The sequence below is a fragment of the Bradyrhizobium sp. genome (assembly GCF_035309285.1).
Lineage (GTDB): Bacteria > Pseudomonadota > Alphaproteobacteria > Rhizobiales > Xanthobacteraceae > Bradyrhizobium.
This window is the reverse complement of the sequence record NZ_DATGFH010000170.1, coordinates 81,535-107,629: the sequence shown is the minus strand read 5'-3', so window position 1 is coordinate 107,629 and position 26,095 is coordinate 81,535. Positions and strand designations below refer to the sequence as shown.

At 61.5% G+C, this 26,095-nt stretch carries 18 protein-coding genes and 1 pseudogene; 9 read left to right on the top strand and 10 right to left on the bottom strand.

Annotated elements, in window-relative coordinates; genetic code table 11:
• A partial coding sequence (groL, locus tag VKR55_RS31105; protein ID WP_324409223.1) for a chaperonin GroEL occupies positions 1-1,560 on the top strand: 1,560 nt, incomplete at its 5' end.
• A 103-nt stretch (positions 1,561-1,663) separates the two neighbouring features.
• Here the strand turns inward: groL and VKR55_RS31100 are convergent.
• From VKR55_RS31100 to VKR55_RS31080, 5 genes are all read right to left on the bottom strand, one after another.
• Entirely contained in the window at positions 1,664-2,554 is an 891-nt protein-coding gene (locus VKR55_RS31100) for a carbohydrate ABC transporter permease (RefSeq protein ID WP_324409222.1), read from the bottom strand.
• The gene (locus tag VKR55_RS31095) at positions 2,551-3,411 is read right to left on the bottom strand and encodes a carbohydrate ABC transporter permease (protein WP_324409221.1); all 861 of its coding nucleotides are present in this window, start codon (positions 3,409-3,411) and stop codon (positions 2,551-2,553) included. The genes VKR55_RS31100 and VKR55_RS31095 overlap by 4 nt, the downstream gene beginning before the upstream one ends.
• A gap of 82 nt (positions 3,412-3,493) precedes the next feature.
• Positions 3,494-4,318: a carbohydrate ABC transporter permease gene (locus VKR55_RS31090; protein ID WP_324409220.1), complete on the bottom strand. Its 825-nt coding sequence runs from the start codon at positions 4,316-4,318 to the stop codon at positions 3,494-3,496.
• A gap of 62 nt (positions 4,319-4,380) precedes the next feature.
• Complete coding sequence (locus VKR55_RS31085; protein WP_324409219.1) at positions 4,381-5,307, bottom strand: carbohydrate ABC transporter permease; 927 nt, start codon at positions 5,305-5,307, stop codon at positions 4,381-4,383.
• Between the two features lie 10 nt (positions 5,308-5,317).
• Positions 5,318-6,703: an ABC transporter substrate-binding protein gene (locus VKR55_RS31080; protein ID WP_324409218.1), complete on the bottom strand. Its 1,386-nt coding sequence runs from the start codon at positions 6,701-6,703 to the stop codon at positions 5,318-5,320.
• Between the two features lie 1,432 nt (positions 6,704-8,135).
• Here VKR55_RS31080 and VKR55_RS31075 point away from each other — a divergent pair.
• Positions 8,136-8,565 (top strand): annotated as a pseudogene (locus tag VKR55_RS31075) (TCP-1/cpn60 chaperonin family protein); the annotation flags it as partial.
• A gap of 8 nt (positions 8,566-8,573) precedes the next feature.
• Here VKR55_RS31075 and VKR55_RS31070 read toward each other — a convergent pair.
• Positions 8,574-8,741: a hypothetical protein gene (locus tag VKR55_RS31070; RefSeq protein WP_324409217.1), complete on the bottom strand. Its 168-nt coding sequence runs from the start codon at positions 8,739-8,741 to the stop codon at positions 8,574-8,576.
• Positions 8,742-8,905: 164 nt separating this feature from the next.
• Here VKR55_RS31070 and VKR55_RS31065 point away from each other — a divergent pair, with 164 nt between their 5' ends.
• The 5 genes from VKR55_RS31065 to VKR55_RS31045 all read left to right on the top strand — a co-directional run bounded on the left by VKR55_RS31065 (position 8,906) and on the right by VKR55_RS31045 (position 16,976).
• On the top strand, positions 8,906-12,253 hold the full coding sequence (locus tag VKR55_RS31065; RefSeq protein ID WP_324409216.1) for a HEAT repeat domain-containing protein: 3,348 nt from the start codon (positions 8,906-8,908) through the stop codon (positions 12,251-12,253).
• Positions 12,250-12,441 carry a hypothetical protein gene (locus VKR55_RS31060; RefSeq protein WP_324409228.1) on the top strand — a complete coding sequence of 64 codons (192 nt, stop codon included), beginning with the start codon at positions 12,250-12,252 and terminating at the stop codon, positions 12,439-12,441. Before VKR55_RS31065 ends, VKR55_RS31060 begins: the two co-directional genes overlap by 4 nt.
• Positions 12,442-12,693: 252 nt before the next feature.
• Positions 12,694-13,686 (top strand): ABC transporter substrate-binding protein, encoded by a 993-nt coding sequence (locus VKR55_RS31055; protein WP_324409215.1) that lies wholly within the window; start codon positions 12,694-12,696, stop codon positions 13,684-13,686.
• Between the two features lie 39 nt (positions 13,687-13,725).
• The gene (locus VKR55_RS31050) at positions 13,726-15,966 is read left to right on the top strand and encodes an NAD(P)-binding protein (RefSeq protein WP_324409214.1); all 2,241 of its coding nucleotides are present in this window, start codon (positions 13,726-13,728) and stop codon (positions 15,964-15,966) included.
• Positions 15,967-16,004: 38 nt separating this feature from the next.
• Positions 16,005-16,976 (top strand): hypothetical protein, encoded by a 972-nt coding sequence (locus VKR55_RS31045; protein ID WP_324409213.1) that lies wholly within the window; start codon positions 16,005-16,007, stop codon positions 16,974-16,976.
• Between the two features lie 68 nt (positions 16,977-17,044).
• On the opposite strand, the gene VKR55_RS31040 is transcribed toward VKR55_RS31045, so the two are convergent.
• The gene (locus VKR55_RS31040) at positions 17,045-20,011 is read right to left on the bottom strand and encodes an adenylate/guanylate cyclase domain-containing protein (RefSeq protein WP_324409212.1); all 2,967 of its coding nucleotides are present in this window, start codon (positions 20,009-20,011) and stop codon (positions 17,045-17,047) included.
• Between the two features lie 1,095 nt (positions 20,012-21,106).
• On the opposite strand from VKR55_RS31040, the gene VKR55_RS31035 reads away from it, so the two are divergent.
• Complete coding sequence (locus tag VKR55_RS31035) at positions 21,107-21,727, top strand: TetR/AcrR family transcriptional regulator (RefSeq protein WP_324409211.1); 621 nt, start codon at positions 21,107-21,109, stop codon at positions 21,725-21,727.
• A 5-nt stretch (positions 21,728-21,732) separates the two neighbouring features.
• Positions 21,733-23,343 carry an acyltransferase family protein gene (locus VKR55_RS31030; protein ID WP_324409210.1) on the top strand — a complete coding sequence of 537 codons (1,611 nt, stop codon included), beginning with the start codon at positions 21,733-21,735 and terminating at the stop codon, positions 23,341-23,343.
• A gap of 54 nt (positions 23,344-23,397) precedes the next feature.
• Here VKR55_RS31030 and VKR55_RS31025 read toward each other — a convergent pair whose 3' ends face one another.
• Genes VKR55_RS31025 through VKR55_RS31015 form a run of 3 tightly spaced genes read right to left on the bottom strand, consistent with a single transcriptional unit; the run spans position 23,398 to position 26,065 of the window.
• A complete protein-coding gene (locus VKR55_RS31025; protein WP_324409209.1) occupies positions 23,398-24,303 on the bottom strand; it encodes a carbohydrate ABC transporter permease in 906 nt (301 codons plus the stop codon).
• A complete protein-coding gene (locus VKR55_RS31020; RefSeq protein WP_324409208.1) occupies positions 24,300-25,217 on the bottom strand; it encodes a carbohydrate ABC transporter permease in 918 nt (305 codons plus the stop codon). The genes VKR55_RS31025 and VKR55_RS31020 overlap by 4 nt, the downstream gene beginning before the upstream one ends.
• 41 nt (positions 25,218-25,258) lie before the next feature.
• The gene (locus VKR55_RS31015) at positions 25,259-26,065 is read right to left on the bottom strand and encodes a carbohydrate ABC transporter permease (RefSeq protein WP_324409207.1); all 807 of its coding nucleotides are present in this window, start codon (positions 26,063-26,065) and stop codon (positions 25,259-25,261) included.
• Positions 26,066-26,095: the final 30 nt, after the last annotated feature.

Here is a 26,095-nt window from a genome sequence, read left to right as displayed (position 1 = left end):
AAGGTCACCCTCGGCCCGAAGGGCCGCAACGTGGTGCTCGACAAGTCGTTCGGCGCTCCCCGCATCACCAAGGACGGCGTCACCGTCGCCAAGGAGATCGAGCTCGAGGACAAGTTCGAGAACATGGGCGCGCAGATGGTCCGCGAAGTCGCCTCCAAGTCGGCCGACGCGGCCGGCGACGGCACCACCACCGCGACTGTGCTCGCGGCCGCGATCGTCCGTGAGGGCGCCAAGGCGGTTGCCGCCGGCATGAACCCGATGGACCTCAAGCGCGGTATCGACCTCGCCGTCGAAGCCGTCGTTGCGGACCTCGGCAAGAACTCCAAGAAGGTCACCTCGAACGAGGAGATCGCCCAGGTCGGCACCATTTCGGCCAACGGCGATGCCGAGATCGGCAAGTTCCTCTCGGATGCCATGAAGAAGGTCGGCAACGAGGGCGTGATCACCGTCGAGGAAGCCAAGTCGCTCGAGACCGAGCTCGACGTCGTCGAGGGCATGCAGTTCGACCGCGGCTACATCTCGCCCTACTTCGTCACCAACGCCGACAAGATGCGCGTCGAGATGGAAGACGCCTACATCCTGATCAACGAGAAGAAGCTCTCCTCGCTGAACGAGCTGCTGCCGCTGCTCGAGGCCGTGGTGCAGACCGGCAAGCCGCTCATCATCGTCGCTGAAGACGTCGAAGGCGAAGCGCTCGCCACGCTCGTCGTCAACCGTCTGCGTGGTGGCCTGAAGGTCGCTGCCGTCAAGGCGCCGGGCTTCGGCGACCGCCGCAAGGCCATGCTGCAGGACATCGCGATCCTGACCGGCGGCCAGGCGATCTCGGAAGACCTCGGCATCAAGCTCGAGAACGTCAACCTCTCCATGCTCGGCCGCGCCAAGAAGGTGATGATCGACAAGGAGAACACCACGATCGTCAACGGCGCCGGCAAGAAGGCCGACATCGAGGCGCGCGTTCAGCAGATCAAGGCGCAGATCGAGGAGACCACCTCGGACTACGACCGCGAGAAGCTGCAGGAGCGTCTGGCCAAGCTCGCGGGCGGCGTCGCGGTGATCCGCGTCGGCGGCGCGACCGAGGTCGAGGTGAAGGAGCGCAAGGATCGCGTGGATGACGCGATGCATGCGACCCGCGCGGCCGTCGAGGAAGGCATCCTGCCGGGCGGCGGTGTCGCCCTGCTCCGTGCCACCGAGCAGCTCAAGGGCATCCGCACCAAGAACGACGACCAGAAGACCGGCGTCGAGATCGTGCGTAAGGCCCTGTCGGCTCCGGCGCGCCAGATCGCGATCAATGCCGGTGAGGACGGCTCCGTTATCGTCGGAAAGATCCTGGAGAAGGACCAGTACGCGTACGGCTTCGACAGCCAGACCGGCGAGTACGTGAACCTCGTCTCCAAGGGCATCATCGACCCGACCAAGGTGGTCCGCACCGCGATCCAGAACGCAGCCTCCGTGGCCGCGCTGCTGATCACCACGGAAGCCCTGGTCGCCGAGATGCCGAAGAAGCAGGCCGCCGGCCCCGCGATGCCTCCGGGCGGCGGCATGGGCGGCATGGACTTCTGATCCGACGCTCCGCTCAGGCGAAGACACGAAATGCAAAGCCCCGGCAGCGATGCCGGGGTTTTTTTGGGGGCACTTCCAGAAATACCGCTGACCATCGGGTCGCTCAGCCGCTGGTGCCGCCGGCTGTTAATCCCGCCGCCATATAGCGGCGCAACGCATAAAAGATCGCAATCGGCGGCAGCGAATAGAGGATCGCGATCGCCATCATGTAGTTCCACGGCGCGTCGTCATCGTCGAAGAATTGCTCCAACGCCATAGCGACCGTCGTGTTTCTTTCAGACATGAGGAGCATGTACTGATAGAAATAATCATTCCACGCAAACAATAGTGCGTAGGCGCCCACGGCGGCGAGTGCCGGCGCCATCAAGGGCACGTAAATGCGCAGATATAGCTGCACGACTGAGGCGCCATCGATGCGCGCGGCGTCGTCGAGTTCGATTGGGATAAGTTTTGCCGTGTGTAGCAGAACAAGAATTGCGTAAGGAGTTGCGAAGGTCACTTCCGCCGCGATTGCCGCCCAGGGATTGTCCAAAAGTCCATACGCGTGCATGACCCGCTGGAAAGGAATTATCAGGGTCGAAGATGGCAATATGTAGGTGAGGAGCGCGGTGTTGGTAAGCATCCAACTCCTGGCGAGATGCATTCGGCCGATCGCAAAGCTGACGAGCGAGCTAATCAGAACGGTAAACCCCATCACAAACACACCGATATAGATGCTGTTGCCGAACTGGGGCCAAACATCGCGGACGTCCTCAACGTCTCCCGTCCAGAGTGCGATGAAAGCGTGGAGCGTTGCCTGCGACGGCCAAATCTCCCAGGTAAATTCGTTGTGGCCCGTCGGATCGACCGCGATCAGAAACATGTTGTAAACCGGGATAAGCGACCAGATCAGGATCGTCGCTCCGAGCACCACCGAGCCCGCTTCGATCGCGATCCGCCGGATCCGGTAACGGGCCGGGCGCTGCTGCCGCGTCGGAAACAGGGCCGGAATCACAACTGCACCTCCGTGCTCTTCAATCGGTGCATCAGGAGGATTACAGCGGGGATCAGCAGCGGCAGGACCGAAAGGCCAGCGGCTACGGCAAGCGGCGGGTTGGCGTAATCAAGCGCATAGTGAAACCCGAGCGTGGAAACGACCTCCGAGCCGAACGCGGGTGAGCCGCCCGACACGAACAGCACCGGCGCATAATCGCCGAAGGTCCAGATCGTCGAGACCAGCGTGCTGATCAGGTAAAGGTTCGCAAGGAGCGGCACCGTGATATACGCAAATCGCTGATACAATGAAGCTCCATCAACGTCGGCCGCGTCGTAGAGGTCCTGCGGTATCGACATGCGGCCGCCGAGCAAGGCCAGAGTCCACAGCGGCATCCATTTCCAGACATTGGCAGCGATGTCGCAAGCAAGCGCGAGCCACCTCTGATCAAACCAGAACGGTCCCTCTATTCCGAACAACCTTTCCAGCAAGTTGTTGGGCAAGCCCTGCGGATAGGCGACGAACATCCAGTGGAAAGACAGATAGGCGGGGACCGCCGGGAGCGTCCATGGCAGGATATAGATCACCAGCAGCGCTCTGATCCATCGGCGTCGGCGCATAAAAAAGCCGGACAGCAACAAGGCCAGAATCATCTGCAGGTTCACCGCGAGGCCGACGAAGAGCACGGTGTTGACGGCAGCCCGCAGGTAGCGCGGATCGGACAACAATTCGGCGTAAAGCGCGGGATCGCTTCCCATCCACAGCGCATAGCCTATCGGGTAAATGACAAAGGCAGCGAATAGCGCCGCGTAAGGAACTATGAAGAGGATTGACCAGGTGAGGTCTGAGCCGTGCAGGTGACCGCGCCACGCCGGCATCCGCGGCCGGCCCGCCGCGACAGGCCCTTTCACTGCGAGAACCCCCGAGATGCCGTTCATGACTTTCCCGGCGAGACGCCGCTCAGCCCTTCACGCCGCCCATCGTAAGGCCGGCGGTCATGCGTCCGCGGAACGCGTAATAGATCGCCACAGGCGGTATCGCGTAAATGATCGCGGTCGCCATCATATAATTCCAAGGCGCTTCATCGCTGTTGAGGAATTGCGCCAGCGCTACCGGGACCGTCATACTCTGCTTCGACGATAGCAACATGAACTGATACAGATACTCGTTCCAAGCCAGCAGCAACGCGTAGGTGCCAACCGCGACAAGCGCCGGCGCCATCAGCGGCAGGTAGACGCGCAGATAAATCTGGACAGGCGAGGCGCCATCGATGCGCGCGGCTTCGTCAAGTTCGATCGGAATGCTGACCGCATATTGCCGGAAAATGAAAATTGCGTAGGGCGTGGCAAAGGTGACCTCGGCGAAGATGACCGACCATAGATTGTCGGCAAGGCCGTATTTCAGCATGATGCTGTAGAATGGGATCGCGAGAAACGAGGCCGGGATGGCGTAGGTCAGAAGCGCGGCGTTGCTCACCAGCCAACCATACTTGAGCCGCATACGGCCAATCGAGAAGCTTGCCAGCGAGCCAATCAAAAGAGTGAGGAACGTAGTAGCCGCACCGATGTAGACGCTGTTGCCGAATTGCTGCCAGAAGTACTGAAGATACCAATAGCCCTCACTGAGCACGATCCAGAAGCTATCGAGCGAGGGATGGGGAGGCCAGATGTCGTTGCTGAAAACGTCGCCCTTTGAATCGAGAGATACCATGACGATGTTGTAGATCGGCGTAAGCGTCCAGATGAGGAGCACAGGTACGAACGCCACCGCGGCTGCCTCTTTCATCGTCCGCCGCAGCCGATAGTTTGGCTGTCGCCGTGTTATCGTTCTGTTGATCGAGAGCGCGCTCACAGCTGTATCTCCGTCCTGCTCAATTTGCGCATGAGGAGAATGATAAGTGGAATCATCAGCGGCAGCGCCGACATCACCGTGGCAACGCCAAGATCAGGCCGAGCAATCTGGAAAGCATCGCGGATACCAAGCGTGGCCAGCACATGGGTTGAAAGCGCAGGGCCGCCGCCTGAAACGAAGAAGACTGAGTTGAAGTCGCCTAGGGTGAAGACTGTCGAGAGCAGCGTGCAGATGAGATAGAGGTTAGCAAGCAGGGGAAAGGTAACATAGAAAAAGCGTTGGAGGCCTGTTGCGCCGTCGATTGCGGCGGCATCGTACACCTCCTGCGGGATTGCCATGCGTCCCGCCAGCAGGATCACGGTCCAGAACGGCATCCATTTCCAGATATGCGAGGCGATGACCGAACCGAGTGCCAGCCACCGCGAGGTCTCGAGCCAGCCCGGCCCGTCGATGTGAAAAAGGTCCCACAGCGTATTGTTAAGAAGGCCCCATTGGCCGTTCAGCATCCAGTGTATTGAGAGGAAGGCCGGCAGTGCCGGTACTGCCCACGGCAGCACGTAGACGAGCAGTAAGCCCTTCGTCCACCAGCTGCGCCGCATGAAGAAGCCCGATAACAGCAGCGCGCCGAACATCTTCAGGTTCACGCCGACGCCGAGATAGATCACCGTGTTGACAACGGTGCTCACATAGATCGGATCGGAAAAAAGCTCGGCGTAGAGGCTCGGCTTGTGGCCCATCCACAAGCCGTAAACGACGGGGTATGCGACAAACGCCGCGAACACGGCGACGTAAGGAATGACAAAGGCGACTGCCCAAGTGAATTCCGAACTTTGCCGGCCTCCTCGCCAGACACGGCGGCCCCGCTGCCCGTGCGATAATGCCGGGAGCGTACGGCGAGCGGCTATAAGCGTCGTGCTGCTCATCGTTGCCGCCTCACGTCTGCGCGATGGGATACTTCGCGAGGATGTCGCCGATCCGCTTCAAAGCGGCTTCAGCCGCCGCTTGCGGCGTCATATTCTCGCGAATGACGTTCGCGTGCGCCGAACCCCAAATCTGCGCAGCGTTTGCTTCAGCCCAGCCGGGATTATAGGCGTAGTGGTAGGGCACCGTCTTGCCCAGCACGCCCTGGTTAACGTAGGCCAGGCGGTGCGGGTCCTTGGGATCAGTCCACCAGGGATCATTCTTGACGATATCCGGAATCGCGGGCAGCCACCGCCCGAGCCCGGCTTTCAGATACGCGCCCGCCACCTTCGGCTGAACGACATACTTGACGAACTCCTTGGCGACTCCCAGGTTCTTTGCCCCTTTCGGGATGAACGCTCCGCTAACCCCGACCGGCGACGCGATTGGCTTACCTTGATTGTCGTTGGGCAAACCCAGCGTGACCGCGTCGTTGTACTTCTCCGGATCATGGATCATCGCCACTTCGGTCGAGATCGTACCGTCGAGGTCCATCACGATCTGTCCAGCATGGAAAGCGTTGTTATCATCGGCATCGCTCCAGTCGAGCGCGCCCGGGGGGACATAGCCCTGCTTGTAGGCCGTTGTGATGTAGGTGATCGCCTTGATCACCGCTTCTTTGACTGCTGGATCATCCAGATGCGGTTGCCCATCAGGAGTGACAATGCCCATTCCATGGTAAGCCGCGAGGAAGTATTCAAACAGGTTGTTGCCGTCGGCCGGCCCGTTGGTTGTGGCTTGCAGGCCTAAGGAATAAACCCCGCGCAGTCCCTGGGCGCGCAACTTCTGCTGCGCCGGCTTGAAATAATCCCAAAAGGCGTCCCAGGTCTTGGGCGCATCCGCCAGCTTCAATCCGGCCTTCTCGACAAGCGAACCCCAGACATGGAACGGCAAGACTGCGGTCTTATACGGCGCCTGATACGCGGCGCGCTTCTTGGTTACGCTGTTATAGAAGTGCGAGCCGAGATAGGCGGTCGGAAGCAACTGCGATTTCAGCGGCTCCACGATCTCTGTTAGATCTTCAAGCTTGTCATGCCAGGCGTTCTGCGGAATGACCTGCGCGTCCTGAATGTCGTGCGAGATCACATCAGGAACGTCGCCGCTGGTTAGCGAGGAAACAATCTTCTGCATCAGCGGCGCAAACGGGATGAGACTGTAGTCGATCGTGTTCCCGCTTTGCTTCTGATAATCGGCAACCATGGCCCGGAATGCAGCGTCCTCTTCCGGGACGAAGCCCTGCGTCCACCACACGGACGCGGTTGTGGCCGCGGCGTTGGCGATGAAGGGTCGAGCAATGGTTCCGGCAACGGCAAGGCCTAACGAACCACCAACAACCTGACGCCTGCTGAGCTTGCTCATGATTAAAAAACCTCCCTGGTCTACATTCCTCCTTGAATCAGCAGCCCCGCCACAGACGGTTTCCCGTCTTAACTGACCGCTCCAAATAGGGGTGCGCGTTTCGTCCTGAAGACAGGACCGACCAAGTCTTTGGCAGTCCGCTAAAGCACTGAATACACTATATGCCGTTGACGCTGAACTGTCATGCATCAATAGGGCGAAGGCTAACACCATGGCGTCGCACTCGGTTCCGCACTGCAACTAACTCGGACGCCCGCCTGAAATGCTATTTTTTCCAGACGCCACCTTGGTGATTCATAAACTCGCTGCGCTGGATTCTGGCCGCGTGTCATGCGGAGCGGGGCAGCCAGGGGCGGGATGGGGTGTGGATGCGGCGCCGAAATCCAGCGCAATCTTGCCATCGAGGCGGAAGAGGTTGCGGCAGGACTCGTACCGTTCTGCACCGCCCCCTTGGTCGGCGGAGGCTGGACTGCAAATGATGGTGCACTCACGGATTAACGAAAACGCGAAGCGGTCAGGGGTCAGCGGTACCGACTAATTTAAATCGCGGTCATGATCGCCCCATACGAACTTGACCAATCTGTGCACGTCGCGATCTATGCGCTGGGCCGTTGATATTTTGCGGCGCACCTCGTCCAAAATTGGCCATCGCGACATGTTGCGCCGCCGTATCAAGCGGTCGCAAACGGAGCGAAGCGAACATTGACTCGAGCAGGTCACAGGACGGGCTTTGAGAGCACACAGCCGAGTTCTCTCTCCCTTCGTCATTCCAGGCTCGGAGTGACGATCAGGATAGGACCTTTCCGAGACAGCGCTCAAAGTGCCCGTCCGGGCAAATCACTTCTGTTTACCGGAAATATCTTCCCTTAAGTCAAGCCTCCTCGCGAAAAATATTCCGCTTACGTTTTCCAGAAGACTGTGATTATCTCCCCGCATCCCGCCCCCACAAGAGGGGCGCTTCGCGATCGTCACGGACGTTGGGAGCGGGATGCGATGGACGCAATGGCTGCGCCAGACGAGCGCGGCCGTTGCGGACGGCTAAGTCGTGTGGTCCTGGCACCCCGACGCTGGTGTCAAGCCTGCAAGCGATCCTGCAGGCGACGGGGGCTATCAAGCCCGGTACCTCGGGGAGAGCGCGAGGATAGGCCGTTAAAACCATTGCGCCGGGAATGCCGGAGTGTGTTCGGTTGTACCTGTGGACTGCCCGTGTGCGTTTTTTGCGCATTTTCTGCACACGAGGCGCGCGGGTGCAACGGCACCCGGCATTCCCTGCGCCCTCTTCCCAATGAGGGCCACGAGACGATGCATCACTCGGGCATTTTCGTGCCGCGGGAATGTGGGGTGCTGTCCGCGTCGTCATTGCGGGCCAATAGGCTGTTTGACATCTTGAATAGGAGAACCAGCGACGCTGACGCGACGGACCCGCCGCGCCCGCGCGGCCGTCGAGGAAGGCATCCTGCCGGGCGGCGGTGTCGCTCTGCTGCGTGCCACCGAGCAGCTCAAGGGCATCCGCACCAAGAAACGACGACCAGAAGACCGGCGTCGAGATCGTGCGTAAGGCCCTGTCGGCTCCGGCCCGCCAGATCGCGATCAATGCCGGTGAGGACGGCTCCGTTATCGTCGGCAAGATCCTGAAGAAGGACCAGTACGCGTACGGCTTCGACAGCCAGACCGGCGACGTGAACCTCGTCTCCAAGGGCATCATCGACCCGACCAAGGTGGTCCGCACCGCGATCCAGAACGCAGCCTCCGTGGTCGCGCTCCTGATCACCACGGAAGCCCTGGTCGCCGAGATACCGAAGAAGCAGGCCGCCGGCCCCGCGATGCCTCCGGGCGGAGGCATGGGCGGCATGGATTTCTGATCCGACGCTCAGGCGAAGATACGAAATGCAAGACCCCGGCAGCGATGCCGGGGTTTTTGTTTGGGCGCGTACTGATAAAGGCCGGCGCTCACCAGGTGTTCGCCTTCGGGGTTGAGCGGAAGGCGGTCCGCCGACGATTTCGGCTTGCTCGGTTGAAAACGACCCATCTCTGCCATCGGCGGCCTGCTTTTCTGTCATGCACAACGGGCTCCTAATTGATGATGTGGCGCAAGCCGGAGGCGCCCGCGAACGGGAGCAGCGGTTCCGATTGAGGCATGATAATGGTACAACTTCGCGTACCATCGGCCTCATTGGAACCGCTCCGCATATGCATCGATCTTTGTCGATCGGTATCATCCTGGCGCTGGCGTGCGCCTTCGCTGCTGAAGCGCGAGCGGCTCCCGCCGCGGTCGAGCAACAGCTAAAGGTACTCGTCACACGGCTGGCCGATGCGGATCCAAAAGTGCGGCAGCAGGCGATCGATGAGCTCGCCAAAGCAGGTCGTGACGCGATACCGCTTCTGGCCGATGCCTTCACATCCGGCGGTCCGTCCACAGGCGACGCCGCAGAGGCACTGGTCAAGTTCACCACAGCCAGGGACGAGGTCATTCCGATCTTCGTCCACGCGCTCGACAGCCCGGTTGCCGAAGTACGAAAGTTGGCTGCCAAGGAACTCGGGGTAATCGGCCCGGATGCAGCGAGCGCCGTTCCCGCATTGGTGAGCAAGTTTGACGATCCTTACCTGCGTCGCGTCGCGCCGTCGGCCGTCGCCGGCGTCGGTGACGCTGCGCTGCCCGCGCTGATCGACGCCATGTCCAGCCCCGATCATTTGATTCGGCGCGGAGCAATCGAGGCCATCGAAATCCTGATTCCCGATCCAGAGGTTGAGGCGCTTGAGAGCGCTACGGCGAAGAAGACCGGCCAGGCCGGCAACAAAGGCCGTTCCAAACCCAGCATGGATTCACAGAGACTTGTGGAACCGCTCCTCAAGGCTCTGAAGGACCCCGAGGAAGATATTCGCGCCGATGCGGCCACCGCCCTGGGACATTTCACAAACCATGCTGCAGCCACCGTTCCGGCATTGATGGGGCTCCTCAAAGACCCGGACGAAGGAGTGCGAGCACATGCCGTAAATGCGTTGACGAAGCTGCGGCCACTTCCCTGCGCACAGTTCGTTGACGCACTCGGAGATCCGGATGAGCATATGCATCGCTCCGCTGCCTCCCTGCTCAACGATTGCCGGCCGCTCGACAAGTCCCTGATCCCCCGTTTGTTGACCATCCTGGAGTCGCCCGACCCGGACATCACATTGTGGGGCTCGCACGTCTTCGAATATTACGGTGCGGCGGCCGTTCCAGAGTTGGTCGCCGCCCTCGACAACCCCAACACGTTCGTTCGTCGGGGCGCGGCGCGCGGCCTCGTCCTCGCGGTCGCACCGAAGCCCGAGCAGGCTGTCCCGGCCCTGACGAAGCGGCTCGACGATCCGGATGCGTTCGTGCGCGAATACGCGCTCGAGGCCTTAGCGCGCTATGGCGATGGTGCGCGAAGCGCCGTCGACGGGATCGTTCCGCTGCTGAATGATAAGCAGGCTGCGGTGCGAAAGGCCGCGGCAACCACCCTGTGGGCGATCGGGCCTCACGCCGTTGCCGGCGTGTCCGGTCTCAAGACCACCCTTCGAGATTCGGACCCAGAGGTTCGGCAGGAATCGGCCGATGCCTTGGGTGCAATCGGCGATCCGAGCGCGGTCAAGGCGTTGACGGCCGCGCTGCGCGATCCCGATACAAGCGTGGCCGTCGCGGCCGCTAAGGCGCTCGCAGCAATAGGCGCTCCCGCCGAATCAGCTCTCGACACGCTGGCGATCGCGCATCGTGACCAAAGAATCCGCCGAGACGTGGAGGAGTCAATTCGAGGGATCGCTGAAGCGCTGCAGAACGGACTGGGCGACCGAACCGAAGCGCAACTAAAGCAGGCGACCGCGGATTTGGCCCGCGTCCATGCCCTCCTGCTGCAGGATGGCGTTTCGACGGATGTTCACAACGCACTCGATCGTGCGGAGGCCGCGCTCAAGGGCGAGCTGCGCCAGCGTTCACCTGTCAGCAAATACGTGTCGAACATCTTGAGCGTCCTGCTTGGCGGGGTCCTGTTGTATGGAGTGCTGCTTCCGGTGCTCATCGTGCTCTATCCATATTCCCGATATGCACGAACGGCGGTGAACAGCGGATTCTTTCGCTTTCCGCTGCTTCACCGCAGCATCCTGACCGCCCCCTGGGCACGGCGAAAAATCTTCCACGACGTTGCATCTCTCGTGCGTGACGACGCCGGCGCTGCGCCGACGTCGTACATTCAGCAGTCGGTCTATCCTGTCGGTGCCGGCGGCCAGTCAGGGATTCGCTTCGAGGACGTTCCACAAGCCGTTGCCGAACTCTTTGCCGCGGGCGGCTATGTCATGATCAAAGGGCGGAGCGGCACCGGAAAGAGCGTGCTGCTGCAATGCATCGCCCGCAAAAGCGCCGAGTCGTTTCTTGCCGGACGAAGCAACGAACTGCCCGTGTTGATCGACTTCCGCACGACATCGATCACCGGCAGCAGCCTGCCGGGCCTCCTCAAGAATCGGCTCAGAAAAGGGGAAGTACGGCTTTCGGATGGCGCGCTCGATCACCTGATCCAGGACGGCGGCTTTCTCATCTTGGCGGATTCGTTGAACGAGGCTCCCAAAGATGAGCTCAAGGCGCAGCTAAACGACTTCATCAATCGCGACGCGCGCAATCGAATGGTCATGGCGGGGCAAGAGGATCTTCTCAAGCGACGCGACGTGCCTGTGTTTCAGCTCGAATCGGTTACTCCCGCGCAGGCCCGAGATTATCTCGCGCGCGAACTCGGCGCCGATCTCTGGCCGCAATTGCCCGAAGAAGCGCGTAAGCTGGCGACCAGCCCTCAGGACCTCGCCGTGCTGGCGTCCCTGATCGCCAAGAGCGGACCGGAGCTGGTGCCGACACGGCGAGCAGCCCTCTATCGAAAGCTGCTTGAAACCGACACGGCGCTGCATGAGTGGGTGGAGCTTGACAGCCCCAAAATACGGGCGTTGTTCAGGTTGGCATACGATCTCTTCCAAAAGGAGCCGCCCGTAACGCCAATTGGCGAGATCGGGTCTCGTATTCGCGAATGTCTCGTCAGCCAGGACCTGGAGCCAACAGACGACGACGTCGAGGAAGTCCTCGAGGCGACCAAGGGGTCGAGCCTGTTCAAGACCGAGACAAGCGCCGCTCCCTTGAGCATTGAGCTGCTGTCCTTCAAACATGAAGTCATCGGCAAGTATCTTACCGCACAACATGTTCTTAGTCAGATCAGCAGACCGGACGCCGGAGAAAAGATTTCCGCCATTGCGTCCATGACATTCGATCAGCGCTGGGAGGAGGTTTTCGCGTTCGTAATCGAGGGAGCGGAAGAGAGACACGACCTGAACGGGCTGCTGAAGGCACTGGTCGACCGCCGACGCAAGAAGAATCGGTTGTTTGCCGAACGGGTGGTGGCTACCGCGCTCGCGATAAAGGGCGATGTAATCGAGCCCTCCATCCGTGAACGGTTCACCGAGATCAAAATCAATGAACAGCGGCTTGACGCGGAGCCGGAAGACGTCACCGAAACCGATGATGCTCAGCCTACCGCGCTTGCGGCCGAGGAAGCATGAACCGCAGCCTTTGGAACGGCCAGCGCGGCAATGCTACCGGTTTCACCAACTTCATCGCGATCCAGAACACAGCCTCCGTGGCCGCGCTGCTGATCACCACGGAAGTCATGGTCGCCGAGCTGCCGAAGAAGCCGGCCGCCGGCCCTGCCATGCCTCCGGGCGGCGGCATGGGCGGCATGGACTTCTGATCCGCGCTCCGCTCAGGCGAAGATACGAAATGCAAAACCCCGGCAGCGATGCCGGGGTTTTTGCTTGGGCGCGTACTCCTAGATGCCGGCGCTCACTAAGTGTCCTCTTTCGGGCTTGAGCGGAAGGCGCCCGGTCGACGATTTCGGCATACTCGGTCGAAAATGACCCGACTGCGACATCGGCAGCCGCATTTTGCTGCGACGCAGGACACTATCTTCTGGTAGGCTTTGCGCGCGACGAGCATTTTTCGCATGAAGCGGCGCAACTTCATCGTACTCATCGGTAGTGCGGCCGTCGCGTGGCCGGTCGCCGCGCGCGCCCAGCAGGTCGAGCGCGCGCGACGGATCGGATTGCTGACGGGACTCGCGGAAAGCGAGCCGAGCATCGCGCGCAACATCCAAGAGTTCCGCCTTGCGCTCGAGAAGCTCGGGTGGATTGAGGGACAAAATCTGCAGCTCACAATACGCTATGCGGCCGGTGATATCGACCAGGCTCGGGTTTTGGCGAGAGAATTGGTTGGACAGCAACCAGATCTGATCGTGGGTCATACCACTCCGGTCGCTGCGGCTCTTCAGCAGGCAACGCACACGATTCCGGTCATCCTCGTGTCGGTTACCGACCCGGTCGCCAACGGCTTTGTCACCAGCCTTGCCCGGCCAGGGGGCAACATCACCGGCTTCACCAACTACGAATTCGGGATGGGGGCAAAGTGGCTGGAAATCCTTAGGCAGATTGCGCCAGGCACCCGGCGCGTTTCGCTCATGTTGAACCCCGATACGGGTTCCTACTACGTGAACTACCTGCATTCGGTCGAGAGCGTTGCCGTCGCATCTGCGGTTCAGGCAACCCTGACTCCAGTTCGCGACGCGCGCGAGATCGAGGCCGTGATTGTGGCGCTCGGGCGCGAAGCGGGCGGAGGCCTGATTGTGCTGCCCTCAGCTCCGATCACTGTTCACATTCCACAGATCATCGAATTGGCCGCGCGCTATCGCGTACCTGCCGTCTATCCGTTTCGCACCTATGCGGCAGAGGGCGGCCTTGTGTCCTATGGGGTCGACCTGGATGATTTGTTCCGACGCGCGGCTGACTATGTGGACCGCGTTTTGAAAGGCAATAAACCCGCCGAGCTTCCGGTTCAGGCGCCGACCAAGTTCGAGTTGGTCATCAACCTGAAAGCAGCCAAGGCGCAGGGCCTCACCGTGCCGCCAAAACTGCTCGCGCTCGCCGACGACGTGATCGAATAAAGGAGGTCGCGTGCTACCGGCACAAAATGGACAGGGACGATGGCCATGGCGGACGGCAAGGTAAAGATTGCGATCCTGGGTGGCGGCATGGGCGCCATGAGCGCTGCCCTCGCGCTGACCGAAATCGATCCCAACAGAGAAAAATACGAGATCACGGTGCACCAGCTCGGCTGGCGCCTTGGGGGCAAGACCGCGAGCGGACGCAATCCGACCTATGGACAGCGGATCGAGGAGCACGGTCTTCACATCTGGTCGGGAGCCTATGACAACGCCTTTACCCTCATGCGGCTCACGTTCAAAGCGCTGAAGCGCCCGCGCGGCGATCCGCTCGCGACGATCGGCGACGCGTTCAAGCGCCAAAACGAATTCTTTCTGACCTCCGACGAGAACGGCACGTACGCGCCCTGGTCCTTCTGGTTCGATCCGGATGGCCCGAACGTTTTCCCCGGGGCTGACTGCCTCTGGGCCAACGATCCGGTCATGCCGTCTATCGAGACCCTGATCCGCCGGATGATCGCATGGTTCGAGCGCCTGATCGGGGACCATCTGGAATTGGCCTCGCCGGCCGGTCGGCAAGGGGCGGCGATGCCCGGGATTTCGGACTTGCCGCCGCATGTGCAGTCCCTGATCGCTTCCGTCTCCAATGGCCGTCCGGCCGTGGACGCAACTGCATTGCTGCGTGCGTCGCGACGAGCTGCGGAGTTGCTGGAAAACGGCGACAAGTCGGTGCCAGGGCTGGATTGGGCTGATGTCGCCGACATGCTCCGCCGCGCTCTCTACGTCGTCTTCGCCGCCTATCTTGCATTCCAGGGTCGGCCTGATGGGAGAATCTTCGAGCAAGCCCTTGTTGGAATTTTGATCGCGATTGGAGCGATCGACAATGATTGCATCAAACAGGGTTTCCATACACTGGACGCATTCGATTTCCGCGAGTTCCTGCTGCAGTCGTCGCCCGACTTGCTGAAGGACGACATTCGAACGTTCCTGTCCAGCACCGTCTTGTTGAGGGCGTTGTACGACTATTGTTTTGCCTATGAAGCCGGGGAGAGGACGAAACCAAGTCTGTCAGCCTGCACAGCCGTACAGTCCCTGCTTCGCCTCGGCCTCACTTACAAGGGCGCTTTTTTCTTCAAGGCGACTGCGGGCTTCGGCGACACCATCTTCACGCCGATCTACCAGTTGCTGAAAAGCCGCGGCGTAACGTTCTGCTTCTTCCACAATGTCACGGCGCTTTTGCCGAGCGCCGACGGTAGCGTGATCGAAACCATCATCATCGAGCAGCAGGCAGAGCTTGCTCCCGGCGTGCCGGAATACGATCCGTTCGGGCCGCCGGTGGCGGGAATCCACAGCTGGCCAAACGCGCCGCTGTGGGACCAGATCCTGAACGGAAAGAAGCTTGCATCCGAGGGCGTCAATTTTGAGAATTACTACAGTCCCCAGCCCCCGCCTTGCGCCACGCTTCCCCTTCAACAGGGGCGCGACTTCGATCAGGTGATCCTTGGCATCCCGGTCGGCGCGCTCGGAACGATCTGCAAGGCGCTGGTCGATCAGCGGCAAGACTGGGCCGACATGGTCTCGAATCTCGCGACGGTGCGCACTGAGGCGCTGCAATTCTGGGTCGACCGCGCGGTGCAGGACCTTGGCGGTCCTTTCGTGGCGCCCCAGACGCCGCCGGAAGCGCTCGGCCCGATCGCGACCGGATATGTGTCGCCGCTCGACACCTATTCGGACATGTCCCAACTGCTTCCGGCCGAGGACTGGCCAAGTCCAAAACCGCTTTCGGTGGCGTATTTCTGCGGCGTCATGGCTGACTCGGCCGCGCCCAACGACGACAAGCTTGCGACAGAGAGGGCAAAGCAGGATGGTCTCGTCTGGACGACGTCGCAGCTGCAGGGGCTCTGGTCAAACGCCGGAAAGGGCGCGGCCTTCCAGTGGAATCTGCTGCATGTTGTGTACCCCGCGACGGGTCAGGACCGGTTCGATCAGCAATTCTGGCGGGCCAACATCAGTCCGAGCGAACGCTATGTGCTGAGCCTGCCCAACACGCTTCAGTACAGATTGGACCCTGGCAACTCGGGTTATGCCAACCTCTTCCTCGCTGGCGACTGGACCAAAGTCCCGGAGGTGAATGTCGGCGCAGTCGAGGTGGCTGCGATGTCCGGCCTCGCGGCCGCCTCGGCATTGTCTGGAGTGAAGATCCCGATCGTCTACGCCAACACGCTTTATGGACCGCTGGCTGCCGGCAGAGCCGACGTCGCCCGAGAAACCCGCCAATCCTGATCCAGGACAAACACTGCTCTCGGACAAAGGAGAACGAATTGTCGCAAAAATACATCAATCACAGTGGCTGGATCACCCTTCCTCCGCCGCCCTTCAATGCCAACGGTGCCGATTTCTATGGTTTTGGGTTCAGCGCCGATCTGGCAGCCCTTCAAGACTATCTGGACAAGACCTACAATGTCATCGCGGGGCGGCAGCGATTTCGTGTTCTGTTGGACATGGTGTTCCTGGCCTACGTGAAGAATGCCGCCATCGTCGCAACGACTCCGCCATTTTCCGATCAGGGCGGCATGCCCGAGATCGACATCGGCTTTTGGCTGCTTGTTGGAAGCTTCGACGGCGACGCAATCTTGCCCACAGAGGTCGCGTGGGTCCCCGCCTATTTGTTCGTTGATTCCGGTTTGGCCGTTGCGGTTGGCCGCGAGATCATGGGGTATCCCAAATATTTTTCGAACATCGTCGCGCCCGCCACCTCTCCATCGACCGGGCCGTTTATCGCCTCGGCGATGCTCATCAGGACGTTTGCGCCGGACGCCATCGCACATCAGCACGAGTTCCTGTCACTGACCGGAAGCAATCTCGTCGCCACGCGGCTGCAAAATACCTCTGCATCGACAAATTTCCCCGCAGAGGTCTTTGCGCGAGTCGGCGCCGCCGCAAGCCCGGAGCTTTTGAAACCGATCGTCGAAGGTCGGTACGGGTCGAAATTCCTGTTCAGTCCGGGAATTCCCGTCCCGGTCTGGTATCTCAAGCAATTCCGCTCGGCCGACGGTTCGGACGCCGCCGTCTACCAAACCCTGCTCGAGGGACCGCTCACCCTGACGACGCTGCGCGAGATGCGATTCCTTGAGGGCGATTGGACACTCGAGCTTGGGGTGTTCGACAGTCTGCCTGTTGTCAGGGAGCTTGGGCTCGGCCCGCCCAAGGCCGGCAAGGTGACGCTGACGACCCAATACGGGTTCTGGGCAAGTTGCGACTACGTGTCCGGAACCGCAGTCCCGCTCGCGTGAACCAGGTTCACTTCAGAGCCTGATAGGTCCACCCTTGGCGCCGTCCCTTGGCGCCGTCCTTGGCAGGCCTATTTCGGCAGCGCGCCCGGAAGAGCGCCAGCGCGGTCCTTCGTCGCCATGTCAGGCGTGAGCCGCCCGGCGCCCTCGAGGAGTTCCGCTCGCGTCCGGCGAAGCTTCGGAAGCGGGAAGGTTTCGCCGCAAGAAATCGAGTCGGCGATAGCGACGTCGATGACAGACAAGGCGTCGCCGAAATCGCCCATCGCCATCCGCACGCGCCCGATGTCATTGAGCCGATCCGCTCGCGCCAGCTTGCATCCGATCCGGTCCAAAGCGTCGAAAGCCGACATTGCTATGTGCAAGCCGGCGTCCGCATCTTCGAGATGCCCGATCGCGACGCCTTTGTAGAATGAGGCGATCGCACCATAGAGAGGATAGGATCGTTCGTTGCAGACTGTCAGGGCCTCGTCGGCAAGAGTGCGCAGCCGAACGTAGCTGCGTCGCGCGCTGGCGAGGAGAGCTCGAAAGCAGAGGCTGTAAGCGCGATCGTAGTCGCGCCCCAGCCGCAGGACGTGGGCTTCCAACTCTTCCTCGATCCGATCGGCGCCGGCCTCGTCGCCCAGCGCGTCGATAACCTGCATGAGAGCGCAGAGGCTTCCGACCAACGGGTCCTGCGGGCTGGGAAACACAAGCTGCGCCCCACCATGCCGCCGGTAGAGCTCTCCGGCATTCTCAAGATACTTCCGCGCCTCTGTGAGCTCGCCGCGCATGTACAGCAGATAGCCCTGCGCGTATTGGCTTTCGATTCGTTGTTCCGGCAGATCCGTCTTGCTCGCCATTTCCAGGCATAGGCGCGCGGTTTCCGAGGCGGGGCCCATCTCGACCGCGACGATGTAGAAGCTGCAGGCGTTCCTGAGCACTGCGAACAGCTCGGGGACGTTGCCCATGGCGTCGCAAATCACCCGCGCTTCCGCGAGCACCCGACCGACTTCGGGCGCCGCATAGCCGCGCGAGGCCGAAAGGCTCACAGCCAGTCCCAGCAGCAGCGGGAGTTCGGCTGCGGCACGCTCGGCGCCGGGCGGTTGACGCCGCAGCAACTCGACCGCTGTCTCCAAATGCCCGACCGCCTCCACATGCGCGGCTCGGGACGCGGCGCGTTGGCCGGCTGCCGCCCAGAGCGGGATCGCCTCGGAGGCGGCACCGCTCTCGGTCAAATGATGAGCCAGTAGCTCGGGCTCTTTCTTCTGCAAATCAGAAAAATGTTCGCGCAACACGGTCGCGATCTGCCGATGCAGCGCGTCGCGCTCGCGCTTCAGGACCGACTCATAGGCGGCATCGCGAATGAGCGCGTGCTTGAACAGGTATTCGCTTTGCGGCGGCAGCCCGTGACTTTCGACCAGGCCCGACCGGGTCAGCTCCAGCAATCCCTGTCTCAGCTCGGCTTCCGGCGCATTCATGACCTCGGCCAGAAGGTCGTAGCTGAAGTGCCGGCCGATCGTCGCGCCGACGTTGGCGATCCGCCGCGCGGGGCCCAGGCGATCGAGCCGCGCCACCAGCGAATCGTGCAACGTGGCCGGAATAAAGACCCTGGCATCGCCTTGGCGCGTCGGCGCCGCCGCCATGCCTTCGAGGACCGATTTCGTCATCTCCTCGATGAACAGCGGAATGCCGTCGCAGCGGGCGACGATCTGCCGTGAGGCTTCCGGCGGAAGCGCGGCGGCCGCGTCAAAATGCGCGCAGATGCGCTCGGCGGCGCCGCGGTCGAGGCGCGTCAATTCGATATGCAGGAGATCGGCAGTGTCGGTCCAGCGGTTCGAAAATTCGGGCCGGGCGGTTGCCAGGATCATCCAGCGACGACCCTTGGCCTTCGCTGCAACGCGATCGAGAAGCTCGAGCGTCGTCGAATCGCTCCAGTGCAGATCCTCCACCGCCAACAGCACGGTCTCCTGGCCCGCCCATGCGTCCAGACTGGCGAGCAGCGCGTCGAGCGTCACCGCCTTGAGCTTGTCCGGGGTCAAGCCCTCGAGCGGCGACGAAGGCGCCGGCGGGAGACCGAGGAAATCAGCGAGCGCAGCCGTGCTGAGCGGCGACGTCAGTCCAAAGCGCGTCACCAGTCGTGTGAGTTTGGCGCGTCGCTCCTCGACAGATTCGCCACGCTCAAAGCCGGCCGTTCGCGCAAGCTGCTCGGCGACCGGATAAAGCGCGGAATCGGTGGTGTTGGGTCCACAGTTCCAGGTCGTTTGCACGTGCGGCGCATCGGCGACGTGGCGCCGCAGGGCTTCGACGAGATGCGATTTGCCGATACCGGCCTCTCCCCGGATCAGGACGACCTGACCCTCGCCGGCGCGAACCTTCGACCAGCGATCGATGAGGATCCGCAGCTCATGGTCCCTGCCGAAAGTGGGTGTGTGCGCGCTTTCGGCCCTGGCCCGGGAACGGCTGCCGGACTCGGTCGCACCGAGCGCCTCGAAGGCCTGCACGGGAGCGTCGAACCCCTTCAGCGTCAATGGCCCCAGTGGTCGATACGTGAACAGCCCCGCCGTGATCCGCTGCGTAGCCTCGGAGACGATGACGCCTCCCGCCGGCGCCGCGCTCTGCAGCCGCGCGGCGAGGTTCGGCACCTCCCCAACGACATCGACCTCCCGGATTTCACCGCGGCTGACAAGGTCGCCAATCACCACGAGGCCGGTGGCGACGCCGATTCTCACCTGACATTTGATTCCGTTCGGCAAGGGCAAGCTTCCCATCGCGGCCTGCAGCGCGAGAGCAGCCCGAACGGCACGCGAAGCTTCCTCTTCGTCGGCGCTTGGATATCCGAAATAGGCGAGCACGCCGTCGCCCAGGTATCTGGCGACGTAGCCATTGTGACGCGCGATAATGTCATCGCAGGACGTCCGAAACACATCGAGGACGTGCATCATGTCCTCGGGATCCAGCGTATTGGCCAGCGCAACCGAACCGACGATGTCGCAAAACAGGACGGTTATCGGCCGCCGCTCCGCGCGGCGCGGCAAGGCAGCCGACGGCCGTCTCGGCATTGCAGGGACCGCGAGGGGCGTGCCGCAAGCCTGACAAAAGGCGGATTCGAAATCCGTCTCCGCTGCGCAATTCGGGCACTTGGCGCGAGCCATCGGGTTATCCCAATCGACGAGCCCCCGTTTTCTTAGCGTGCAACGAGAATTTAGCCAAGAAATGGTCTCGTGCCAAGGACGCGGACGGCCTGATCCAACCTGACAAGCACGACCAGAACTACGGCGCGTACGTGATCAATCACCCTCTTCCAATTGACGTGTTCGTAGACGGTTCTGGAGGCCCGCGACCGTGACGCCGAAGCACGCGCTCATCGAACACGCCTGTTGGATTTTGATCTACCAGAGGGCACGTCCGGTTACGGCCCGTTGCGACATGTTGCGCAGCCATCTCATGCTGGTCGCAAACGGAGAGAAGCTGACATTAACTCGGGCAGGTCACAGCGGCGAGCGCGGCGCGGCGTTGTTGACCCACAAGCTGCCCGTCCGGGCAAATCGGGCTCCGACCACTTCCGTTTATCAGAATCAATGTCAAGTCCTGCCACCAAAAATATTGTGCTTCCGTTTTCCGGAAAAGATGATTGTCTGTGCGCGTCCCGCACCCTCGAGAGGGGGCGCTTCGCGATCGTCACGAGTGTTGGGCGCGGGATGCGATGGACGCTTTGGTGTCGCGAGACGAGCGGCGCCGATGCGGACGGGTAAGTCGCGTGGTCCTGGCACCCCGACGCTGGTGTCAAGCCTGCAAGCGATCCTGCAGGCGACGGGGGCTATCAAGCCCGGCACCCCGGGGAGCGCGAGGATAGGCCGTTAAAACCATTGCGCAGGGAATGCCGGATCGTTCCGGTGTACCTGTGTGACTTGCGTGCGTGCTTTACTTCGTTTTGCACGCAAGAGCTGCGGGTGCATCAGGCGCCCGGCATTCCCTGCGCCCTTCTCTTCGAGGGCAACGACGATGCATCACTCAGGCATTTTCATGCCGCGGGAATGGGGATGCTCGTCATTGCGAGCGGCTCATCCGCCGTAGCTTGGCGCGAGGTTGGCGCAGCCAGGTTTTGCGTCTGCGGCGGAATTGACAATTTAGCTCGATCGTACTAACTTTAGTACATGCGTACTAAGATCAAGATTGTTCCAGCAGAGAAGCGGTCGCTCGCGGAGACGGCACGCCGCGCACAGATCGTCGACTGTGCGATCGACACGATCGCCGAAGTGGGGTTTGCCAAGGCCTCGGTTGACCAAATCGCCAGGCGGGCCGGCGTCAGCAAGGGCGTCATCACCTATCACTTCCCAAGCAAGGAGGAGATCGTGGACGCAGTGATCGAGAAGGTGGTTGCCGCAGGGCGCGACCATATGGAGCCGCGCATCATGGCCGAGACGTCAGCGGCCGCGCGATTGCACGCCTACATCGAATCCAATCTGGAATTTATCGACGCCCATCGCAAACCACTGATCGCCCTCGTTGAGATCGCGATGAGCGCGCGTCATGCCGACGGCAGCCTGGTCATCGGTCCCGAGTCGCTCGCGCAGCGCGCCGCGAACCTCGAAGAACTGCTGCGCGCCGGTCAGCGGTCCGGTGAATTCCGCCGCTTCAATACGGGCGTGATGGCGCTGACAATCATCCAGGCCATCGACGCCGTCCCGGTCTTGCTGGCGCGCGAGCCAAATCTTGACATCAAGCTGCATGCGAAGGAGTTGGTCACAGTTTTCGCCCTCGGCACACGAAAGTAATCCTCATGACAGCCCCCTCACCCGCACTTCATGCGCAGCTTCGGCCCGTGATCGGCGCACAGTGGATCAATGTCGGCCTTTGCGTCGCGCTGCTTTCGGTAGCCTTCGCTCTGCGACATGGCATTCCGCCGGCGGTCTGGGTCCGGTCGACGATTATCCTGATCGTGAGCCTGTTCTTGCTGTTGTGCGGCAAGCAGATGCGCCGCGGCCGGCGCTCGGCCTATGTGCGGGCGAAGTGGATTGCAGCCCTTGGCAGCATCGGCTTTGTCGGCGTCGCGGCGCTGCCTGGCCCCTTTCCTGCCTGGATGCGCGTCGAACGGGGCGCCCAGGCACTGGTGTTCCTGGCGCTCATCTGGATGCTGACGCGGCCGGCGCTTGCGTTGTTCTTCCCGCGTGTCGAGGCTCGGATCGAGACCGCCAAGGCCAATCCTCTTCCCCTGCCCGGCGCCCGCGATGCGAGTTTCGACTATCTGCGCACCTTCATCGTCCTTCTCGTGCTGCTCCATCATTCGGTGCTGGCATACGCGGTCATGTGGCCGGCGCAACCGCACACTTTCAGCATTCTGCCCGCGCCGATTGTTGATCCCCGACGTTGGGCCGGGTTCGACCTGCTTGCGATCTTCAATGACACGTTCTTCATGGCTTTGTTGTTCCTGGTATCAGGCCTCTTTGTCTGGCCCGGCCTGAAGCGGAAGGGAGCCGCGAGGTTCCTGCGCGACCGGACTTTGCGATTGGGCATCCCGTTCCTGGCCGCCGCGGCGATCCTGATGCCGCTCGCCTACTATCCATCTTATGCCGTAACCGGCGCCGATCCGGGCTTGCCCGCTTACGCTCGCACCTGGCTATCGCTTGGCTTTTGGCCCAGCGGTCCCGGTTGGTTCATCTGGCTGCTGCTCGCCTTCGATGCCGTCGCAGCCGGGATTTATGTGCTCCGGCGCCGCTGGACGGCGAAACCGCAGGCGCCGCAGCATCTCGGCGCGTATCGCCGTCCGACGGCCTTCCTTGCCATGCTGCTCGTCGCTTCAGCGCTGGTCTACGTCCCAATGGAATTGAACTTCGGGGCGGATGGTTGGCTCACGCTCGGTCCCTTTTCATTTCAGGCGAGCCGTCTGTTGCTCTATGCGGTCTATTTTCTGGTCGGTCTGCAGATGGGCGCCTCCATCGCAGTGTCCGGCGTTCTTGCGCCGAATGCCGAGTTGGCGCGGAGATGGCCGATCTGGCTAACGGCCGGGCTTGTCGCTTATGCGTTACGGCTTGCCGTCATCTTGACGCTCATCCTGCCAGTCGCCAAGGGTCATCAGCCCCTGCCTCTCAGCTTGCGCCTTCTTGGTGACTTCACCGTCGTCCTGTGCTGCGGCACAATCAGCCTTGCCTTCATCGCACTCTTTCGTCGGTTCGCCATCGCGCACCGACCTGTCTTCGACAGCCTCAGCGCCAGTTCCTACGGGATGTATCTTGTTCATTACCCCATAGTGGTCTGGCTTCAGTTCGCCCTGCTTGCGGTCGCGCTGGGCCCAATAGCCAAGGGTGCCATCGTCTATGTCGGCTCAGTGGCCCTGAGCTGGGGCATAACGCTTGTGCTCCGTCGCGTTCCCATCATCGCGCGCGTGCTCTAACTTGTGCAAGCGCGGAAAACCCCGGCGTCATATCAGCGTCGCAGCGCATCGGAGCTAGCTATGCACTCGGTCAAAGGACATGAACCGCCGCAACGCAAAGTAAATCGCGATCGGCGGCAGGGAATAGACCAGAGCGACCGCCATCATATAATTCCAAGGCGCCTCGTCGCTGTCGAAGAACTGATCGATGGCCGCCGCCACGGTCATGTTGCGCGTCGATGAAAGCAGCATGAACTGATAGAGGTAGTCGTTCCACGCCAGCAACAACGCATAGACGCCCACCGCCACGAGCGCCGGCGTCATCAGTGGCATGTAAATGCGCAGATAGATCTGGACAGGTGAAGCACCATCTACCCTGGCGCACTCGTCGAGTTCCATCGGCAGTAGCTTGCCGTATTGGTGCAGGATCAAGACGGCGTACGGCGTGGCGAAGGCGACATAGGCAGCAATCGCCGCCCAGAGGCTGTCGGAGAGCCCGTAAACATGCATGATATGGACGAACGGTATGATCAGGATGGCCGTCGGCAGGATGTAGGTCAGGAGCGCGGCGTCACCAATGAGCTGACCACGGCGAAGCTGCATCCGTCCGATCGCAAAGCTGGCGAGCGAGCCGATGACCACGGTGAGCAGCATGGTGGCCAGGCCGAGGAATATGCTGTTGCCGAACTGATGCCAGAAATGTTGCAGATACCAATGATCTTGCGTCCAGACCGCACGGAAGCTGCTGAACGACGGGTTCGGCGGCCAGAGGCTGCCAGTGAACTCGTCGCCCTCTTCATCGAGCGCAATGAGCACCATGTTGTAGACTGGGAGCAGTGTCCAGATCAGCAGTGCGACGCCCAGGGCGCTACCTGCGATGCCGCCGGCCAATCGCCGTCCGTGGCGGTAACGACGGCGCGCGGTGCGATCTGCGGCGGCCACGCGGCTCGTTACTGATTCATTGGCGGGTCGGCCGCTCATAGTTGCACGCCGGTCCTGTGCAGGCGCCGCATCAGGAGGATGACGACAGGGATGACGAGCGGCAAAGCCGACATCATCGCTGCCGCCCCCAGGTCCGGATGACCAAACTCGAACGTCTCGTGAAAGCCGTAGGTTGCCAGCACGTCCGTGGTGCGCGCGGGCGCACCCGAAGACACGAAATAGACGGTCGGAAAATCACCGAGCGTCCAGACCGTGGAGAGCAGCGTCGCCACGAGATAGACATTGGCCATCAATGGGAATGTGACGTGGACCGTCTGCCGGATGCCGGTGGCGCCATCGATCGCAGCCGCTTCATAGATTTCGTGCGGGATCGCCATCCGCGCGCTCAGGAATATCAGTGTCCAGAACGGCAGCCACTTCCAGATATAGGCGAGAATGTTGGCCGCCATTGCCGAGCCTCGTGACACCAGGAACAGAGGGCCGTCTGCGCCGGTCACGACGGACCACAGGCTGTCAAGGAGCCCCCATTGGGACACCAGCATGTAATGGATCGACAGGAAGACGGACAGCGCCGGCAGCGCCCAGGGTAGCAGGAACACGGCCAAGAGCGCGCGGACCCACCAGCTTCGCTGCATAAAGAAGCCAGAGACCAGAAAGGCAAGAAACATCTTCACGTTCACGCCGATGCAAACGAACAGCAGCGTGTTGACGAGTGCGTCGATGTAGCGCGGGTCGGAGAACAGCAAGGTGTAAAGCGTCGGCCGGCTGCCCATCCACAGGCCGAACACGACGGGGTAAGCGACGAAGGCAGCGAATACGGCCGCATAGGGAACAACGAAAGCGATCGCCCAGGCGGTGTCCGAACCTTGCAGGCGGAAATGCCAGCGGGGACGGCGCGCCCGGCCGGCGGGTATGGGAGTCTGGAGCGGCAGAACCTGCTGCGCGCTGCTCATCGTGCCCCGCAGAGCATCGGACCCAAGTTTATCCCTTCAAATCATCCCTTCACGCCGCCCATGGTCAGGCCGGCCGTCATATTCCGGCGGAACATGTAGTAGAGCATGATCGGCGGCAGCGCATACACGATCGCTGTCGCCATCATGAGGTTCCAGGGCGATTCGTCGCTGTTCAGGAACTGCGCCAGGGCGACCGCGACTGTCATGCTGTCTGGCGTGGAGAGCATCAGGAAATTGTACAGATATTCGTTCCAGGCGAGCAGCAAGGCATAGGTGCCGACTGCGACCAGCGCGGGTGCCATGAGCGGCAAGTAAACGTACAGATAGATCTGGAGCGGGTTCGCCCCGTCGATCCGCGCCGACTCGTCAAGCTCCATCGGGATCGATTTGCCATACTGCGAGAAGATGAAGATCGCGTACGGCGTGGCGAACGTGGTGATGGCCGCGATCACGGCCCACAGGTGGTTGGTGAGTCCATAAATTTGCATGATCCGATAGAACGGGATCGCCAGGAATGACGCGGGAATGACATAGGTCATCAGCGCTGCATTCGTCAGCAGCCAGCCGTTGCGAAAGTGCATCCGTCCGACGGTGAAGCTGGCGAGAGAGCCGATCAGCAATGTGAGGAACATCGTCATCAGTCCCACGAAAAAGCTGTTGCCGAACTGCTGCCAGAAATGTTCGAGGTACCAGAAGCCTTCGGTGAAGACGACGTAGAAGCTGTTCAGAGTTGGACTGACCGGCCAGATAGTGCCCGCAAAGATGTCATCGTGGGCTGAAAGCGCGATGACTGCCATATTGTAAATCGGCGCCAGCGACCAAACGATCAGCACGACGCCGAGCAACATGGAGGCGGCTTCCCCAACGCGGCGACCCGC